Annotated in this window: 13 protein-coding genes; 8 read left to right on the top strand and 5 right to left on the bottom strand. The window is 63.2% G+C overall.

Features of this window, described 5'->3' with window-relative positions; all coding sequences use genetic code 11:
• The first annotated feature begins 438 nt into the window (after positions 1-438).
• Positions 439-2,385 carry a hybrid sensor histidine kinase/response regulator gene (locus ABC969_RS03350; RefSeq protein WP_345862948.1) on the top strand — a complete coding sequence of 649 codons (1,947 nt, stop codon included), beginning with the start codon at positions 439-441 and terminating at the stop codon, positions 2,383-2,385.
• Positions 2,354-2,863, top strand: a complete 510-nt coding sequence (locus ABC969_RS03345; protein WP_345862946.1) for a tetratricopeptide repeat protein — start codon at positions 2,354-2,356, stop codon at positions 2,861-2,863. The genes ABC969_RS03350 and ABC969_RS03345 overlap by 32 nt, the downstream gene beginning before the upstream one ends.
• A 67-nt stretch (positions 2,864-2,930) precedes the next feature.
• Here ABC969_RS03345 and cysS read toward each other — a convergent pair whose 3' ends face one another.
• Positions 2,931-4,355 carry a cysteine--tRNA ligase gene (gene cysS, locus ABC969_RS03340; protein WP_345862945.1) on the bottom strand — a complete coding sequence of 475 codons (1,425 nt, stop codon included), beginning with the start codon at positions 4,353-4,355 and terminating at the stop codon, positions 2,931-2,933.
• A 199-nt stretch (positions 4,356-4,554) separates the two neighbouring features.
• Here cysS and rpsU point away from each other — a divergent pair, with 199 nt between their 5' ends.
• Positions 4,555-4,761, top strand: a complete 207-nt coding sequence (gene rpsU / locus ABC969_RS03335; protein WP_069203433.1) for a 30S ribosomal protein S21 — start codon at positions 4,555-4,557, stop codon at positions 4,759-4,761.
• An 84-nt stretch (positions 4,762-4,845) separates the two neighbouring features.
• Positions 4,846-5,487 carry an FKBP-type peptidyl-prolyl cis-trans isomerase gene (locus ABC969_RS03330; RefSeq protein ID WP_345862940.1) on the top strand — a complete coding sequence of 214 codons (642 nt, stop codon included), beginning with the start codon at positions 4,846-4,848 and terminating at the stop codon, positions 5,485-5,487.
• Between the two features lie 103 nt (positions 5,488-5,590).
• Here the strand turns inward: ABC969_RS03330 and ABC969_RS03325 are convergent, their stop codons facing one another.
• The 4 genes from ABC969_RS03325 to ABC969_RS03310 all read right to left on the bottom strand — a co-directional run bounded on the left by ABC969_RS03325 (position 5,591) and on the right by ABC969_RS03310 (position 8,472).
• Positions 5,591-5,809 carry a hypothetical protein gene (locus ABC969_RS03325; RefSeq protein WP_345862939.1) on the bottom strand — a complete coding sequence of 73 codons (219 nt, stop codon included), beginning with the start codon at positions 5,807-5,809 and terminating at the stop codon, positions 5,591-5,593.
• Positions 5,810-5,889: 80 nt separating this feature from the next.
• Positions 5,890-6,330 carry a hypothetical protein gene (locus ABC969_RS03320; protein ID WP_345862938.1) on the bottom strand — a complete coding sequence of 147 codons (441 nt, stop codon included), beginning with the start codon at positions 6,328-6,330 and terminating at the stop codon, positions 5,890-5,892.
• Positions 6,331-6,470: 140 nt separating this feature from the next.
• Positions 6,471-7,274 carry a metallophosphoesterase family protein gene (locus ABC969_RS03315; protein ID WP_345862937.1) on the bottom strand — a complete coding sequence of 268 codons (804 nt, stop codon included), beginning with the start codon at positions 7,272-7,274 and terminating at the stop codon, positions 6,471-6,473.
• Positions 7,275-7,278: 4 nt separating this feature from the next.
• Positions 7,279-8,472, bottom strand: a complete 1,194-nt coding sequence (locus ABC969_RS03310) for a glycosyltransferase family 4 protein (RefSeq protein ID WP_345862936.1) — start codon at positions 8,470-8,472, stop codon at positions 7,279-7,281.
• A 196-nt stretch (positions 8,473-8,668) separates the two neighbouring features.
• Here ABC969_RS03310 and ABC969_RS03305 point away from each other — a divergent pair, with 196 nt between their 5' ends.
• From ABC969_RS03305 to ABC969_RS03290, 4 genes are all read left to right on the top strand, one after another.
• On the top strand, positions 8,669-10,063 hold the full coding sequence (locus ABC969_RS03305) for a sugar transferase (RefSeq protein WP_345862934.1): 1,395 nt from the start codon (positions 8,669-8,671) through the stop codon (positions 10,061-10,063).
• A 205-nt stretch (positions 10,064-10,268) separates the two neighbouring features.
• Positions 10,269-10,934 carry a polysaccharide biosynthesis/export family protein gene (locus ABC969_RS03300; RefSeq protein WP_345862932.1) on the top strand — a complete coding sequence of 222 codons (666 nt, stop codon included), beginning with the start codon at positions 10,269-10,271 and terminating at the stop codon, positions 10,932-10,934.
• A gap of 49 nt (positions 10,935-10,983) precedes the next feature.
• Entirely contained in the window at positions 10,984-13,221 is a 2,238-nt protein-coding gene (locus ABC969_RS03295; protein ID WP_345862931.1) for a GumC family protein, read from the top strand.
• A gap of 6 nt (positions 13,222-13,227) precedes the next feature.
• The gene (locus tag ABC969_RS03290) at positions 13,228-14,496 is read left to right on the top strand and encodes a tetratricopeptide repeat protein (protein WP_345862929.1); all 1,269 of its coding nucleotides are present in this window, start codon (positions 13,228-13,230) and stop codon (positions 14,494-14,496) included.
• Positions 14,497-14,512 lie beyond the last annotated feature (16 nt).

The following is a 14,512-nucleotide window of genomic DNA, read 5'->3' as shown; positions in this document are numbered from 1 at the left end:
CCACTAGACCCAGGGCGTCAGGGAAGTTTGGCGAAACGCGCGTCAGCGGATTGCCAATTCACGGCCCGCCACGGGTATCGGAATATGCGGACGCCCTTGGCGCCATAGCCTGTGGCCTACGGCATGTTCCGTCAGGATCGGCGTACCGCCCGCGAGCGTCATCGTATGATCGGCCGCCCAATGATTGACCCGGCGGCCGCCGCGGGGAGAGCCCGATCTGCCGGCAGGCGCGGTGCCAATGCGGGTATCGGCCTGCAAACGCCGAGGGAAGAGTTGCTGTTGTTCGTCCTCCGACGCGTTGGCGTAGCTGGCGGATCGTCCGGAGCGCCCCCTGCGGCATGGTTGACTCAGCGACTCAGTTGCGATCCTGTCCTAGGGAAAGCGCCACGGAGCTTTCCCAAGTATCAGGAAAGCCGCGCACCGCAGGAATGATAGCGTATGACGGACGAGCCTGTGACCGAGAGGAGAAACCTGGACGATATAAGAGGGGATGGGCGGTTCGAGCTCCTGGTCAACGCGATCAAGGATTATGCGATCTACCTGCTCGATCGAGAGGGTCGGGTCGCCACCTGGAATGCGGGCGCGCAGCGCTTCAAGGGCTATACCGCCGCCGAGATCATTGGGCAGCACTTCTCCCTGTTTTACACTGAAGAGGACCGCGAAAGCGGTCTGCCGCAGCGGGCACTGGACACCGCCGCAGAGCTCGGCACGTTCGAATGTGAAGGCTGGCGAGTCCGCAAGGACGGAACGCGCTTCTGGACGAGCGTGGTCATCGATCCTGTTCTTGATGATGCCGGCAACGTGATTGGCTTTGCCAAGGTGACGCGCGACGTCACCGATAAGCGGGCGGCGGCGCGCGCGCTTCTGGAAAGCGAACAGCGTTTTCGCCTGCTTGTGCAGGGTGTGAAGGATTACGCCATCTACATGCTCGATCCCACGGGCAACGTGACCAACTGGAACCCGGGTGCTCAAGCGATCAAGGGCTACAGCGCGGACGAGATCGTGGGACGCCACTTTTCGACTTTCTATACGGAAGAAGATCGCCAGGCCGGCGAGCCCCAGCGAGCGCTCAGTGTGGCCACGGAGATGGGCAAATACGAGGTCGAGTCCTGGCGCGTGCGTAAGGACGGGTCGCGATTTCGCGCTGGTGTACTGATCGATCCGATCTACGACGAAGGCGGTGCGCTGATCGGCTTCGCCAAAGTGACACGCGATCTGACCGAACGGTGGCATGCACACCAAGAGGTCGAGCGGGCGCGTGAAACGATGGCGCAGGCGCAGAAGATGGAAGCGGTCGGGCAACTTACGGGCGGCGTGGCGCACGACTTCAATAACCTGCTCACGATCATCCGTTCGTCGGCCGATCTGCTGAAGATGCCAGCGCTCAGCCCAGAGAAGCGCGAGCGCTATGTCGAGGCGATCTCCGACACGGCCGATCGTGCTGCCGCACTCACGTCCCAATTGCTTGCCTTCTCGCGACGTCAGCCGTTGAAACCTGAAATTTTCGATGCGGGAAAGCGCGTCAAGGCAATGCAGCAGATGATCGAGACCAGCGTAGGCCCGACGATCGCGGCGACGATCGACGCGGGAGAGGGGGCCTTGGTCAATGCCGATCTCAACCAGTTCGAGACTGCCGTGTTAAACCTCGTGATAAACGCGCGCGACGCCATGCCGGCTGGCGGCACGTTGGCGATCGTCACCCAGGTTGTTGAGGGCTTGCCGGCCGTGCGCGGCCACAGCGCGGCTGGGGGTAGCTTCGTCGCCGTGCGGATCGTTGACCAGGGCAGCGGCATCGCGCCGGAAACGATAGGCAAGATTTTCGAACCGTTTTTCTCCACGAAGGGGCTGAACAAGGGGACCGGGCTGGGTCTCAGCCAAGTCCACGGCTTTGCCAAGCAATCGGGCGGCGAGATCGAGGTACAGAGCGAGGTTGGTGTTGGCACCGTCTTTACGCTCTATCTGCCTTTTGCGGCGGCGCAGCGGCAGCAGCGTGGCGCGCGCCACACCGTGCGGAATCATCCGCTTGCGACCAAGCGTGTCCTGCTGGTCGAGGACAACGAAGCGGTCGGCCAGCTTGCTCGTGGGCTGCTCGAGGAACTTGGCCAAATCGTCACCTGGGTGCAGGATGGCAATGCGGCACTCGAACTTTTGAGCACCGCCCGCAGCAAGATCGACCTTGTTATCACTGACGTCATTATGCCGGGCATGAACGGGCTCGAACTCGCTCGGCATATTAGCGATCGTTGGCCCGATCTCGGTGTTATTCTGACCACAGGGTATAGCCATGTGCTCGCCGAAGACAGCGACCATGGCTTTCCGCTGCTGCGCAAGCCATACTCGGTAGAGGGTTTGATTGGCATGTTGGGAGCAACAGACGCTCGGTAAACCTAACCGCCGCTATCAAAGCTTCGAGCCGGGAGACGTCAAGGCATACAAAATGGTGCCGAGACTGATTCCACGACCGCTGCGCGAGATCGTAGGTGCCATGTGCTTTCAAGCCTTGGGCTACATGTATGACGTGGGCGAAGGTGTAGCTGCTGACAAAGCTTTGGCGATGAAACTTTACAGGAAGGCTTGGAAGCGCGGCAGTCACGCGGCAGCTACAAACATTGCGATACTCTATCGCGAGACGGGCAATAAGCGTGTGATGTTCCGCTGGTATCAGCGTGTTGCCCTTGCAGGGGACGGCAGTGCGCAGCTTGAAATGGCAAAATGCTATATTAGCGGCACAGGGGTGCGAAGAGACGTTCAGGCGGCATTGCAGTGCCTCGCTGTCGCGCGCACCTCTGAATACATTGCCGAGTACGAACGTGAAGAGGCGCAGGCGATGCTAGCGGCGTTGAAACCTCAATTGGTCGCATGACCGCTATCCACCACATTGTGCCGTTCAGCGTTCCCCTCCGCAGATTGCGCTCCCGAGCGGTGCTTCTCTAAAAGCTCAGCTTCCAGTCCCACACCAGCCGATCGCCATCCATCACCTCGACCCCGGCCGCGGCCAGCGCGTCGCGGATCGCGTCGGAGCGGGCGAAATCCTTTGCCGCGCGCGCCGCGATGCGTTCGGCCAGCTGCGCGTCGATCTCGGCGTCGCTGAGCGTCGCGCTGGCCGGGCGCAGGCGCAGCGCGATGCGGGGCAGGGTGGCGAGATCCAGCCCGAGCAGCTCATCGAACCGCGCCAGCAAGGCCAGCCGCTCGCCCGGCTTCAGCTTCTTGTCGGCGAGCATCTCGTCGAGCAGCGGCAGCGCGCGCGGCGTGTTCAGATCGTCCGAGATCGCCGCGTCGAGCTGATCGAGCCACGGGCTGTTCCACGGTTCCTCGATCGCGCCTTCCGCTTTGGCCTGCAGCGCCTGGACCACGATCACCAGCCGCTTGAGCCGGGTGAAGGCGGCGGCGAGATTTTCCAGGCTGAACTCCAGCTCGCTGCGATAATGCGCCTGCAGGCACATCAGGCGATAGGCGAGCGGATGCACGCCGAGATCGATCAGCGTCTGCAGCGTGGTGAAGCCGCCGCCCGATTTGCTCATCTTTCCAGAGCGCTCGACCAGGAAATTGTTGTGCATCCAGAAGGTGGCGCCCGTGTCCGCGCAGCCGCAATGCGCCTGGTTCTGCGCGATCTCGTTGGGGTGGTGGATCTCGCGGTGATCGATCCCGCCGGTATGAATGTCGAAGCTGGCCCCCAGATATTTCTGGCTCATCACCGAGCATTCGAGATGCCAGCCGGGCGCGCCGCGACCCCAGGGCGAATCCCACTCCATCTGGCGGTTCTCGCCCGGCGCCGATTTGCGCCAGATCGCGAAATCCTGCGGGTGGCGCTTGCCCGCGACGGGATCGATGCGGCCTTCGCGCTCATCGTCATGCGTGCCGGCGAGGCGGCCATAATCGGGCACGCTGCCGGTATCGAAATAGAGCCCGCTGTCGAGCTGGTAGCAATGCGCCGAGATCTGCTCGCCGAACGCGATCATCTCGGCGATATGATCAGTGGCGAGCGGGAAGGCGCTGGGCGCGCGGATGTTGAGATCGCTGAGGTTCTGCTTGAACGCCGCGGTATAATGCGCGGCGATATCCCAGATGCTCTGCGCGCTGGCCTTTGCCGCGGCCTCCATCTTGTCGTCGCCGGCATCGGCGTCCGAGGTGAGGTGGCCGACATCGGTGATGTTGATGATATGCGTCAGCGGATAGCGCTTCCAGGTCAGCGCACGGCTCAGCGTATCGGTGAAGACATAGGCGCGCAGATTGCCGATATGCGCGTAATTATAGACGGTCGGCCCGCACGAATAGACGCGCACGTTGGCGGGATCGAGCGGGGTGAACGTCTCGAGGCGGCGCGAGAGACTGTTATAAAGGGTCAGCGAGGTCATGCCGCCCGCCTTAGCGAAGCCGGAGCCGTCCGGCAAAGGGCAGGGCGCGCTGGGCGGTGGTCGGGGCTTTTGGCTTGAAAGCGCACCGCCCCACTGCTACGGCGCTCGCCTTCGCGGCGTGAACCTTATGGTTTGCGACGGCGTTTAGGTATTGATTCGGTCGAACCCCCGGCCACAACATTCGGAGCGTCTACACAACATGCAAATCATCGTTCGCGACAACAATGTCGACCAGGCGCTGCGCGCCCTCAAGAAGAAGCTGCAGCGCGAAGGTGTGTATCGCGAGATGAAGTTGCGCCGGCATTACGAGAAGCCGAGCGAAAAGCGTGCGCGTGAGCGCGCCGCGGCAATCCGCCGTGCGCGCAAGCTGGAGCGCAAGCGCCTGGAGCGCGACGGCGCCCGGTAAGACCTCCGGGGCGGCGCGCTGCCGCCCCGTTCTACCCCTGAGTTGATACAACCGGCGGTGCGCCGTCGAGCCCAAGGCAGCCCCATGTCCAGCATCACCGCCGTTCCCCTGCAGCCGACCAAGCGCGGTGTGCTCGTGCTGATCTGGCTTGGCGTGCTGGCCGCCGCCCTGGGCGCGTTTGCGCTTGCCGCCGCTGCGCCGGGCAACCCGGCGGTCGATCTGCTGGCCAAGAACAAGCGGCAGAAGGGCGTGATCGAGACGCCGTCGGGGCTGCAATATCTGATCCTCGCCCCCGGCACGCCCGGCCCCAAGCCGACCGACAGCGACATCGCGCTGGTCAATTACGAGGGCAAGCTGCCCGATGGCAGCACGTTCGACAAATCGCAGCAGCCGACGCCGATGGCGGTTTCCGGTGTCGTCCCGGGTTTCTCCGAAGCGCTCAAGCTGATGCCGAAGGGCGCCAAATACCGCTTCTGGCTCAAGCCCGAGCTCGGTTACGGTGCGCCGCGCCCGGCCGGTGCGCCGCCGCTCGACGGCCCCGCTGCCGAACTGGCCAAGAACGTGCTGATCTTCGATGTCGAGATGATCGAATTCCTGCCCGAGGAAACCGTCCGCCGCCTGCAGATGCAGCAGCAGATGATGCAACAGGGCGGCGCACCGGGCGCTCCGGGCGCACCGGGCCAGGCCGCCCCGGGCGGCGCGCCGCAGCCGCTGCCTGGTCAGTAATCCAGCCGGCCGTCCCGGCCACGCGGGGACGGCCGATCTGGCGATGCGGAACCGGGCGGGCTCGACCGCGGCAGCTGCACCGGGCCGCGGGCTGGCTGGCGCATCAGTCTAACCGCGCAATAAACCGATACGCCTCGCGTGGCGCCCCGTCGCCGATGTCGTTTGATATTCTGCCGATGCGCAGCGCGCACCATTCCAGGATGCGCAGCGCGCACCATTCCGGGATGCGCAGCGCGCACCATTCCAGGATGCGCTGCCGCGTCGCTGGCGGGTGATAGCGCGTTGGCGTGCTGCCGAACCGCTTTCCGACAATAGCGGTCACGTCAGCATAGGTGATGGGGCGACGCCAAAAAAAAGCCGGGCATCTGCCCGGCCTCTACCTTCTCGATCGCGCGAATAGGATCAGGGGCTTGCCGGCGTCGAATCGTTTTCGTCGACCGCCACATAGATGCCAAGCCCTACCGCGGCGAGCGCTGCGACCGCGACCACCACGCCGCTGCCGCTACCACCAGCGGCGCCAGGGGCACTACCGTCGTCCTGTACGGCCAGCGATTGCGCGGTTGCCGTGCATGCGCCCTTGCCAACCGACAGGATCGAGCTGAGGCCCAGCGCGTAACTGCAGCCCGACATCGAAACCCTGGCCTTGGCCTTGCCGCGCGTCATCACGCGATCACCAGCATATAGCGTTTGACCCGGGCGAGCAGCGATCAGTTTGCCATCACGCGCGACGACCGTACCTGCGCTAGCCGCGGTCAGCGTGCCGACCGTCTGTGCGGAGGCTGCCAAGGACGGCGCCGACAGGCTTGCCATCACGAGGGCGGTGGTTGCGTAGGAAAATTTCATTTCCGTCTCCCTGTGACCCACTTAGAATCCGGCCCGGACTCTTGCTACGTTGTCGCGGCGCGAATGTCCATCGAAATCGCTCCATTAACTATAGCGTTATTTAACCAGGGAGAAGCAGCGCCGCGAGATGCTCGCTTTGCTTACATTTCGGCCCGTAAATACTTCCGATCGCTGCCTTCGATACATAAGGCCGTCAGCGTACCCGAGCTATAGGCACCGGTGTCGATGCCGATGCGGTTGGGGCGCTCATCGGGTGCGTCGGTGATCGTGTGGCCATGCACGACCAGCAAGGGATGCTCCACGACGCTGTCGAGAAATGTCTCCCGGATCCACCGCAGATCGCGGGTATTTTGCTGCTCGATCGGTATGCCCGGGCGGATACCGGCATGAACGAACAGATAATCGCCGAAGCGGAAGCTGTCGACGAAGCTGTCGATAAAGGCGATGTGCGCTGCCGGGATCGCGCTGCGGACCAGCGCCACGGCCGCACGCGGATCAAGCAGCGCCAGCCGCCCGACTTCGACGCCATAGCTCTGCGCGCATTCGTACCCGCCAAAGCGCAGCCAATCGCGCATTTTGGTGGGATCCCGCTCCAGCGTATGCAGCAGCATCTCCTCGTGATTGCCCATCAGGAAGATCGGATTGGGCAAGAAGGCACGAGCCTGAAGCAAGTAATCGATCACGCCGGCCGAGTCGGGTCCGCGATCGATCAGATCACCCAGAAACACGATGTAGTCGCGCTCGCAGGGGCGATCACGCCGGTCCACCATGATCTGGTCGATCAGCGCGCGGAGCAGATCGAGCCGGCCGTGGACGTCGCCAATGGCATACGCACGCGCGCCCGATGTGCCGCGCCGCGACGTGCCGCACTGCGGCGTGCCGGGCATGGCATCGATATACTCCGGACTGACCGCCTTCTTTTTCTTGAACAGCCCCACCTTCATCCTGTCATGCTTGGTCGCGATCGACAGCGCGCGGCCCAGGCACCTGCGGCGCCCGATCGGCGGCAAGGCTTTCAAAAACTGCGTGCCAACGAGCAAACGCATGTTCTTTGCGATAGTTGCGATCGAGCAGCGCGCGGGCGGCTTGGCCAATCGCCGCGCCGCGCGCCGGATTTGCCGCAAGCATCTCGATAGCGTCGGCAAGCCCAACGCCATCGCCCGGCGCGACGGACAGGCAGGCGGTGCCGGGGGGCAGCAGCCGCGGGAGTTCGCCGGTGGGGTCGCACACGGCGATTATCGGGCGCGCCGCGGCGCAGATGCCGAACACCTTGCTTGGCACCACCAGCCCCTCGAACGCGGGGCGCAGCGAGATCCAGTGCGCGTCGCCGAGGCCCAGCGACTCGGATAGCCGCGTGCGCGGCTGGTACGACACGAAGCGGAAGTTGGTCAGCCCGCGCGCGCCGACTTCGGCGGAAAGCTCCTCTGACATATGGCCACCGCCGATGAACAGGAAGATGATCTCGGCGCGGTGGCGAAGACGCTCGGCTGCGCTCAACAGCGTATCATATTCGTGCGCCCGGCCCAGATTGCCGGAATATTCGAGCACGAACGCTTCGGCATCGATTCCCCATTCGGCGCGCAGCGTGGGCGATCGCGTCGCCGCTGGGGTGATGTCGATATCGTCTGACCAGTTGGCGATCACCGTAATGCGGTCGTGCGGGATTCCCATCGCGGCCACGCGGGCGGCCATCAGCCCGCCGATTACCACGAGCCTGTCGGCGCGGTGAAATGACCAATTGCGGATCGCGCGGAGCGCGCGATTGTCGGCGGCGGTCATGCCATAGGCACTGGCGATCTCGGGATACAAATCCTGCACCCATTGCACCAAGCGCCCCCCGCGCGCCCGAACCGCTAACCCCACTACTACAGAGAGCAAGGGCGGGTCGGTCTTGACGACCACGATCGCATCCGGCCCAGCAAGCCGCAGGGCATGCCAAAAAGCGGAGAGGTAATAAGCGATATATGCGGCGATCCGCCCGACCATGCCCAGGCGCGACGCGGGCGTCCAGCACCGCACGATCGATACGCCGGCCAGTATTTCCCGTGGCGGCAATAGTCCTGTTTCCCCGTAGCGTGCGCGACTGGCAACCACCGTTACGTTATCGCCCGCGGCCGCAAAATGCTCGGCGAGGTCGGTCAAGATTTGCGCCGTGGCCGAGTGGTCCGGGGCGTAGAAACGATTGAAAAATACAAGACGCATCTGCTTTGCGGCTTTCCCGAAATGGCTGTCGGCGCGCCCGCGGCCAGCCTGTCGTAATCCATTGCCGCGGACTGCCGCGGACGCGAACGTTGCAGCCAGCACTACATTATTTTTGCCCGTCGGCGACAATTTGGGTATGAACGCGCCGATCCTGATCGGACCGCCCAGAATGCCGAAAAGGACCGACGCGGAGGAATCCGGTGTGCTCAACATGCCGCTAGCGCGCTGGGGGACAGAGCCGATGCTCGAATCCCGATTACAAAATCATCGCATGGCCCGGTCAGCGGCGGATCGGCTGCGCGTACAACTGCTCGTGGGGCTGGTATTGGCGGTGGGCTTACCGGCGATGGTCGGCTTGCGCCTCGATTGGGGTTTGCTCGGCTATACCAATAGCCAGAATTCGCTGATAGCCTCCGCCATAGGCGTGGTGGGCGGGACGCTATTGTTTCGGCGCTTTCGCGCTTTCCCCGGCTTCCGAACGTACGAATACGTGCTGCCGTCGTTTTTCACGTCTTATGGCGTGGTCGTTGCGGTGATGCTGATCTTGAGACTGGATTATATCATTTCTGTTCTGCTGGGCAGTCTTGGCACAGCGATCCTGAGCTTTTTCGTTTTGTGCTATCTGGGCCTGCGCACCAACACGTATGTTTTTCATGTCGTGCCATGCGGCGATGTATCGCGGTTGCAAAGCTTCGCCCAGATCGAATGGGTCATGATGACCGATGCCACACTGCCGGCGTCGCCAGGTTCGGGCATCGTGGTCGATCTACGCGCCGATATCGACGATGCGTGGGAGCGCATGCTGGCGGAAGCGGCGCTGGAGGCGGTGCCGGTCTATCATCTCAAGCAGCTGGTCGAATCGATCACGGGGCAATTGGAAATTGCCCATATCAGCGAGAATACGCTGGGATCGCTGGCGCCCAACGAAGGTTACGGCAAACTCAAACAGGTCGCCGATCTGGTCTGCGCCATCACGTTGCTGCCGTTGCTGCTCCCGCTGCTCGTGCTCGTCGCCGTCGCCATCAAGATCGACTCTCCGGGCGCCGTCCTCTTCACGCAGCAGCGGATGGGCTTTCGCGGGCGGCCATTTTCAGTTTTCAAATTCCGGACGATGAAGCCCAGCGTGGTTGGCACCCATGACGATGACGCACGCCAGCGTGCCATGACGCTCAACGACGACCTGCGCGTGACCCGCGTAGGCCGTGTGTTACGTCGCCTGCGGATCGACGAACTGCCGCAGATCGTCAACATTTTGCGGGGAGAGATGAGCTGGATCGGGCCACGCCCCGAGGCCGTTCCGTTATCGATCTGGTATCAGCGGGAATTGCCGTTTTACAGCTATCGTCATGTCGTCAAGCCGGGCATCACCGGCTGGGCGCAAGTCAATCAAGGGCATGTTGCCGAGATAGGTGATGTTCATTACAAGCTTTGCTATGATTTTTACTATATCAAATACTTGTCGGCCTGGCTTGATGCTTTGATTCTGTTTAGAACGGTGCGAACGGTTATCGGTGGGTTAGGAGCCAAGTAAATCATGCCGTCATACGCTGACGGGCGCTTTTTTGCATCGTCCCGGGGAACTGATAACGGTCGATAAGGGAATGAAACCCCCCGGATGCCAAACCGTTTCGTTAACGCAAGAGGGGTAGCCTTGCCGCATGAAAATGGCTGTGAGCGTACATATGAGAAGTGATCGGGATCGCGGGCGGGTTGCGAGGTGGTGCAGCGTTGCCTGGTTGGCTGTCGCTGCGCTGGGCTTATCGAGCTGCGCCGACAAGCGTGGTGGCACGGTGCCATATGATGTGCCCAATTTTGGCGCTCCGGACGCGCCCATCGTGCTCAAAACCGACGAAAGTTACCATATCGGACCCGGGGATCAGCTCGCCATCGTGGTGTTTCGCGTCCCCGAAATGTCCGGCGATGTGACGGTGGACATGACGGGGAACCTCACCATGCCGCTGATCGGTCAGGTCAGCGCCGTGGGCAAGACGGCGGACCAGTTGCAGACGGAGCTGGCCGCCCTGCTTGGCAGCAAATATCTGCAGAATCCCGAGGTACGCGTGGCGGTGAAGACCGCCAACAATCAGCGGGTGACGATCGATGGCTCGGTCAAACAGGCCGGGATTTATCCGATCGCCGGGCCGACCACGCTGATCCAGGCCATCGCGCTGGCGCGGGGCACCGATACGGATGCAAATCCACGTCGCGTCATCGTGTTTCGCGTGATTGGCGGACAGCGCCAGGCGGCGTCGTTCGACCTGACGGATATTCGCCGCGGTGGCGCGCCCGACCCGGCGATCTTCGGCAACGATGTTATCGTGGTGGATGGCAACAAGGCGCGGCAGAATTTCCGCGATGCGCTGACGGCCGTGCCGATCCTATCGATTTTCCGGCCGTTCTGAGCGTGGCCGACACGACTGCCGGTATCGGCCAAGACGATTCGGGGGGTTCATGAACGATTATACGCCAGCGCCCGAGGATCGTGCCCCGCGGCTGGCGGGGCGGCAGGCGCTCGTCGATCCGCGATCAGCGGGCGTCGCGCCGTATCGGCCCTTATCTCCCCCGGACGGCGCGATCGCCGAGATCGATCCGCATGAAATCTGGCGCGTCTTAAGGAAGTGGCGGTGGCTGATCTTCGGGTGCACCGCGTTTGCGTTGCTCATCGGATTGGCGGTCTCGCTGCTGTCGGTGCCGATGTACCGCGCCACCGCGCAAGTCGAAATTGCGCTGCAGGACGATGATCTGACCAGTGACGACCGCGGCGGCAGCCGGCAGACGGCGGTGCGGGACCCGCAATATCTGGCGACCCAGATCGGCCTGTTGAAGAGCCGGTCCTTGGCGGAGCGGGTCATAGCCGATCTCGGATTGGGCAGCGGTACGGGCGGCAAGCGCGTTACCACAGGCACGATCGTGCAGAATGTCCAGGTCGCGCCGGTGCCCTCCAGCCGCCTGATCAATATCACCTATTCGAGCCCGTCGGCAAAACTCGCGGCGGACGTGCCGAATGCGATGGCCGACGGGTTCATCGCGGCCAACCTCGAGCGCCAATATGGTGCGACTGCCTATGCCCGCAATTTCCTCGAAAATCGTATCGCCAAGGTCAAAGGTCAGCTCGAGACATCGGAGCGGCAACTCGTCGATTATGCGCAGAAGGCCGGCATTATCGTGGTCAGCAAAACGAGCAACGAGGATGGCAGCGACACGACCAGCAGTTCGCTCGACAGCGCCTCGCTCGTCGCGCTGAACGAAGCGCTCGCCACGGCGCAGAGCGATCGCATCTCGGCGGAACAGAAATATCGCAATGCACTGCGGTCCGGCCCGCAATCGCAGGTCGCGCAAAGCGCCTCGGTACAAGCGCTGGTGGGGCAAAAAGCCGCGCTCGACGCGGAATATGCCGACAAGCTCAATCTTTATAAGCCCGACTTCCCGGAAATGTTGCAATTGCGATCGCGCATTCAATCGCTGCAGCGGCAGATTGCCAGTTCGTCGAGCAGCATTTCGGGCGCCGCCGCGGGGGATTTGCGCGCGGACTATCTCTCCGCCGTGGGCCGCGAAAACGGATTGCGCGCCAAGGTCAGTGGCTTGAAATCATCAGTGATGGATTTGCGGGGGCGCAGCATTCAATACACCATCCTGCAGCGCGAGGTCGATACCAACCGCCAGCTGTATGACGGGCTGTTGCAGCGCTACAAGGAAGTGGGCGTGGCCGGGGGCGTGGCCAACAGTCTCGTTTCGATCATCGATCGCGCCAAACAGCCCGGCGCGCCATACGCGCCGTCGATCCCGGAGAATATGGCGTTCGCACTGTTCTTGGGGCTGTTGCTGGGCACGGGCATCGCATTCGCCATCGAGTTCATCGATGATACGATCAAGAACCCGGACGATATCAAGGACAAGCTCAAACTATCGCTGCTCGGTGTGATTCCCACCGCGCCCAAGGGACGGTCGGTGGCGGAATCGCTGATCGATCCGACCTCCGAGCAATCCGAAGCCTATTCGTCGGCGCGCAACTCGATCGCGTTCGCCACGCCCGGTGGAATCGCGAAATCGATCCTCATCACCAGTTGTGCCCCGGGCGAGGGAAAATCGGTCACTTCGTTCGCACTGGCGCAGAAGTTCGCCAAATCGGGGCGCAGCGTGCTGCTGATCGACGCCGATATGCGCAAGCCGACGTTCAAGGTGAAGCTGGACGAGCAATATGGCCTGTCGTCGCTACTGGCGAGCCGCGACAGCATCCGCAATCATCTCGCCCCGACGAATTTCGCCGAGCTTTATATCGTGCCGTCGGGGCCGATCCCGCCCAACCCGGCGGAATTGCTCGCCGGGCGGCGGATGCGAGACTTGCTGACCGAGGCGGAAGGCATCGTTGACATCGTGATCGTCGACTCTCCACCCATCCTGGGCTTGGCCGATGCGCCGTTGCTGGCGTCGATGTGCGAAGCCACGATCATGATCACCCAGGCGGGGCGAATCCGTCGTCCGATCTTCAAGCGCTCGGTCGCGCGCCTGCAGGAGGCAGGCGCGCATCTGATCGGCGTGGTGCTGACGAAACTCGACACGCGCCGCTCGGGCTATGAATATGGCTATGGGTACGGATATGGCTATGGCTACGGCTATGGCCACGAGGACAACGGCACCGCGCGGGGCAAGACCGATCCTCAGCGCCAATTGTCGATCAACATCAACTGACGCCAGATGGCAGCGCGTCCCCTCCTGTACGGCGGCCTGGCGCGATGGGCGGGCGCGGGCGCGTTGCTGGTCGTTTGTGCCGCGCTTATCGCGATGCAAGCGAGGGACAATCTGGCGCGCGACGCCCAATTGACCGCTTTGTTGGGCGGGGCGGGCACTGGCACTGCTTCACGTCTTGCCATGGGATCAACCGGGCTGAGCCTGCGCCTCAACGACGCGCAACGCTCCGTACTCCGTCACGCCCTGGCCGGTAATCCGCTGGATGGCACCGCGATCGCATTGGCCGCGCTGGACCGCAACGCGCGGGGCGACGCCAGCGGCGCCGCCGCACTGGCCGAGCAGGCGCTCCGCGTCGAGCCCCGCACCAGGCTGGGCTGGCTCGCGCGGGTCGATCGGCAAATGCGCATGGCGCACAATGGCGATGCCGCGATCAGCGTCTTGCGGTTACTCGCCGTGGATCCGCCGCAATATCTCACCTATTTGCCGATGCTCGCGGCGGCGGCGCGCGACCGCCAAGCGATCGCGCCGATCGCCGCCGCGCTCAGCATCAATCCGCCGTGGCGCGCACCGTTTCTCAGTCTGCTGGCGCAACACAAATATGATCCGGCGGTGCGCTATGCGTTGATGAACCCGCTCGACCGGACGCGCCCGACGGGGATTGCGGGTGACGATACGGCGTTCGTCACTGATCTCGTCAATAAAGGGGATATTGAGCGCGCCTATCTCGCCTGGGTGTCGATGCTGCCCGATGACGCGCTGGGGGCGGTCGGCGCTCCCTATGATGCGAATTTCGCCGGACTGCCCGGTGCGGCGCCATTCAACTGGCAATTGATTGATGCCGGGAGTGACCATGCGACGATTGGTGAGGGGGCGTTGAACGTCTCCTATGCGGGGCGGCAGGTCAGCACCCTGGCAAGCCAGGTGGTGATGCTGGCACCGGGCAGCTATCGCCTAGCGAGCACCCTCGACGAGGCATCGAGCGCCACGCCGGGAAGCACCGGCAGCGCATTGACATGGCGGGTGACCTGCCTGCCGGCGCGGGGCGTGCTGGGCGAACTGACGCTCGATCCCGCGGTGATCGGGCGTCCGCAGCGATCGCCCGATTTCATCGTGCCGGGGCAAGACTGCGCTGCGGTATCGTTGGCACTGATCGGCACGGCCTCGGCATTTCCCGTGCGGTTGAGCGCGCGCATCGCATCGGTTGCGCTGCAGCAGGATGACGGCGCAGGGCCAGCGTTGCCCGCGCCCGCCACCGGACCTGCGGTTCAGCAATGACGCGTGCGGCGCAGAG

The sequence above is a fragment of the Sphingomonas qilianensis genome, assembly GCF_039614825.1.
Classification (GTDB): Bacteria; Pseudomonadota; Alphaproteobacteria; order Sphingomonadales; family Sphingomonadaceae; genus Sphingomonas; species Sphingomonas qilianensis.
This window is presented reverse-complemented; position numbering and strand designations above follow the sequence as displayed.

Bases quoted from the DNA above. Each gene is read 5' to 3' on its own strand.
- ABC969_RS03350 (WP_345862948.1), top strand. From the start codon at position 439: ATGACGGACGAGCCTGTGACCGAGAGGAGAAACCTGGACGATATAAGA.
- cysS (WP_345862945.1), bottom strand. From the start codon at position 4,355: ATGACCTCGCTGACCCTTTATAACAGTCTCTCGCGCCGCCTCGAGACG.
- rpsU (WP_069203433.1), top strand. From the start codon at position 4,555: ATGCAAATCATCGTTCGCGACAACAATGTCGACCAGGCGCTGCGCGCC.
- ABC969_RS03330 (WP_345862940.1), top strand. From the start codon at position 4,846: ATGTCCAGCATCACCGCCGTTCCCCTGCAGCCGACCAAGCGCGGTGTG.
- ABC969_RS03320 (WP_345862938.1), bottom strand. From the start codon at position 6,330: ATGAAATTTTCCTACGCAACCACCGCCCTCGTGATGGCAAGCCTGTCG.
- ABC969_RS03315 (WP_345862937.1), bottom strand. From the start codon at position 7,274: ATGAAGGTGGGGCTGTTCAAGAAAAAGAAGGCGGTCAGTCCGGAGTAT.
- ABC969_RS03305 (WP_345862934.1), top strand. From the start codon at position 8,669: ATGAACGCGCCGATCCTGATCGGACCGCCCAGAATGCCGAAAAGGACC.
- ABC969_RS03295 (WP_345862931.1), top strand. From the start codon at position 10,984: ATGAACGATTATACGCCAGCGCCCGAGGATCGTGCCCCGCGGCTGGCG.
- ABC969_RS03290 (WP_345862929.1), top strand. From the start codon at position 13,228: ATGGCAGCGCGTCCCCTCCTGTACGGCGGCCTGGCGCGATGGGCGGGC.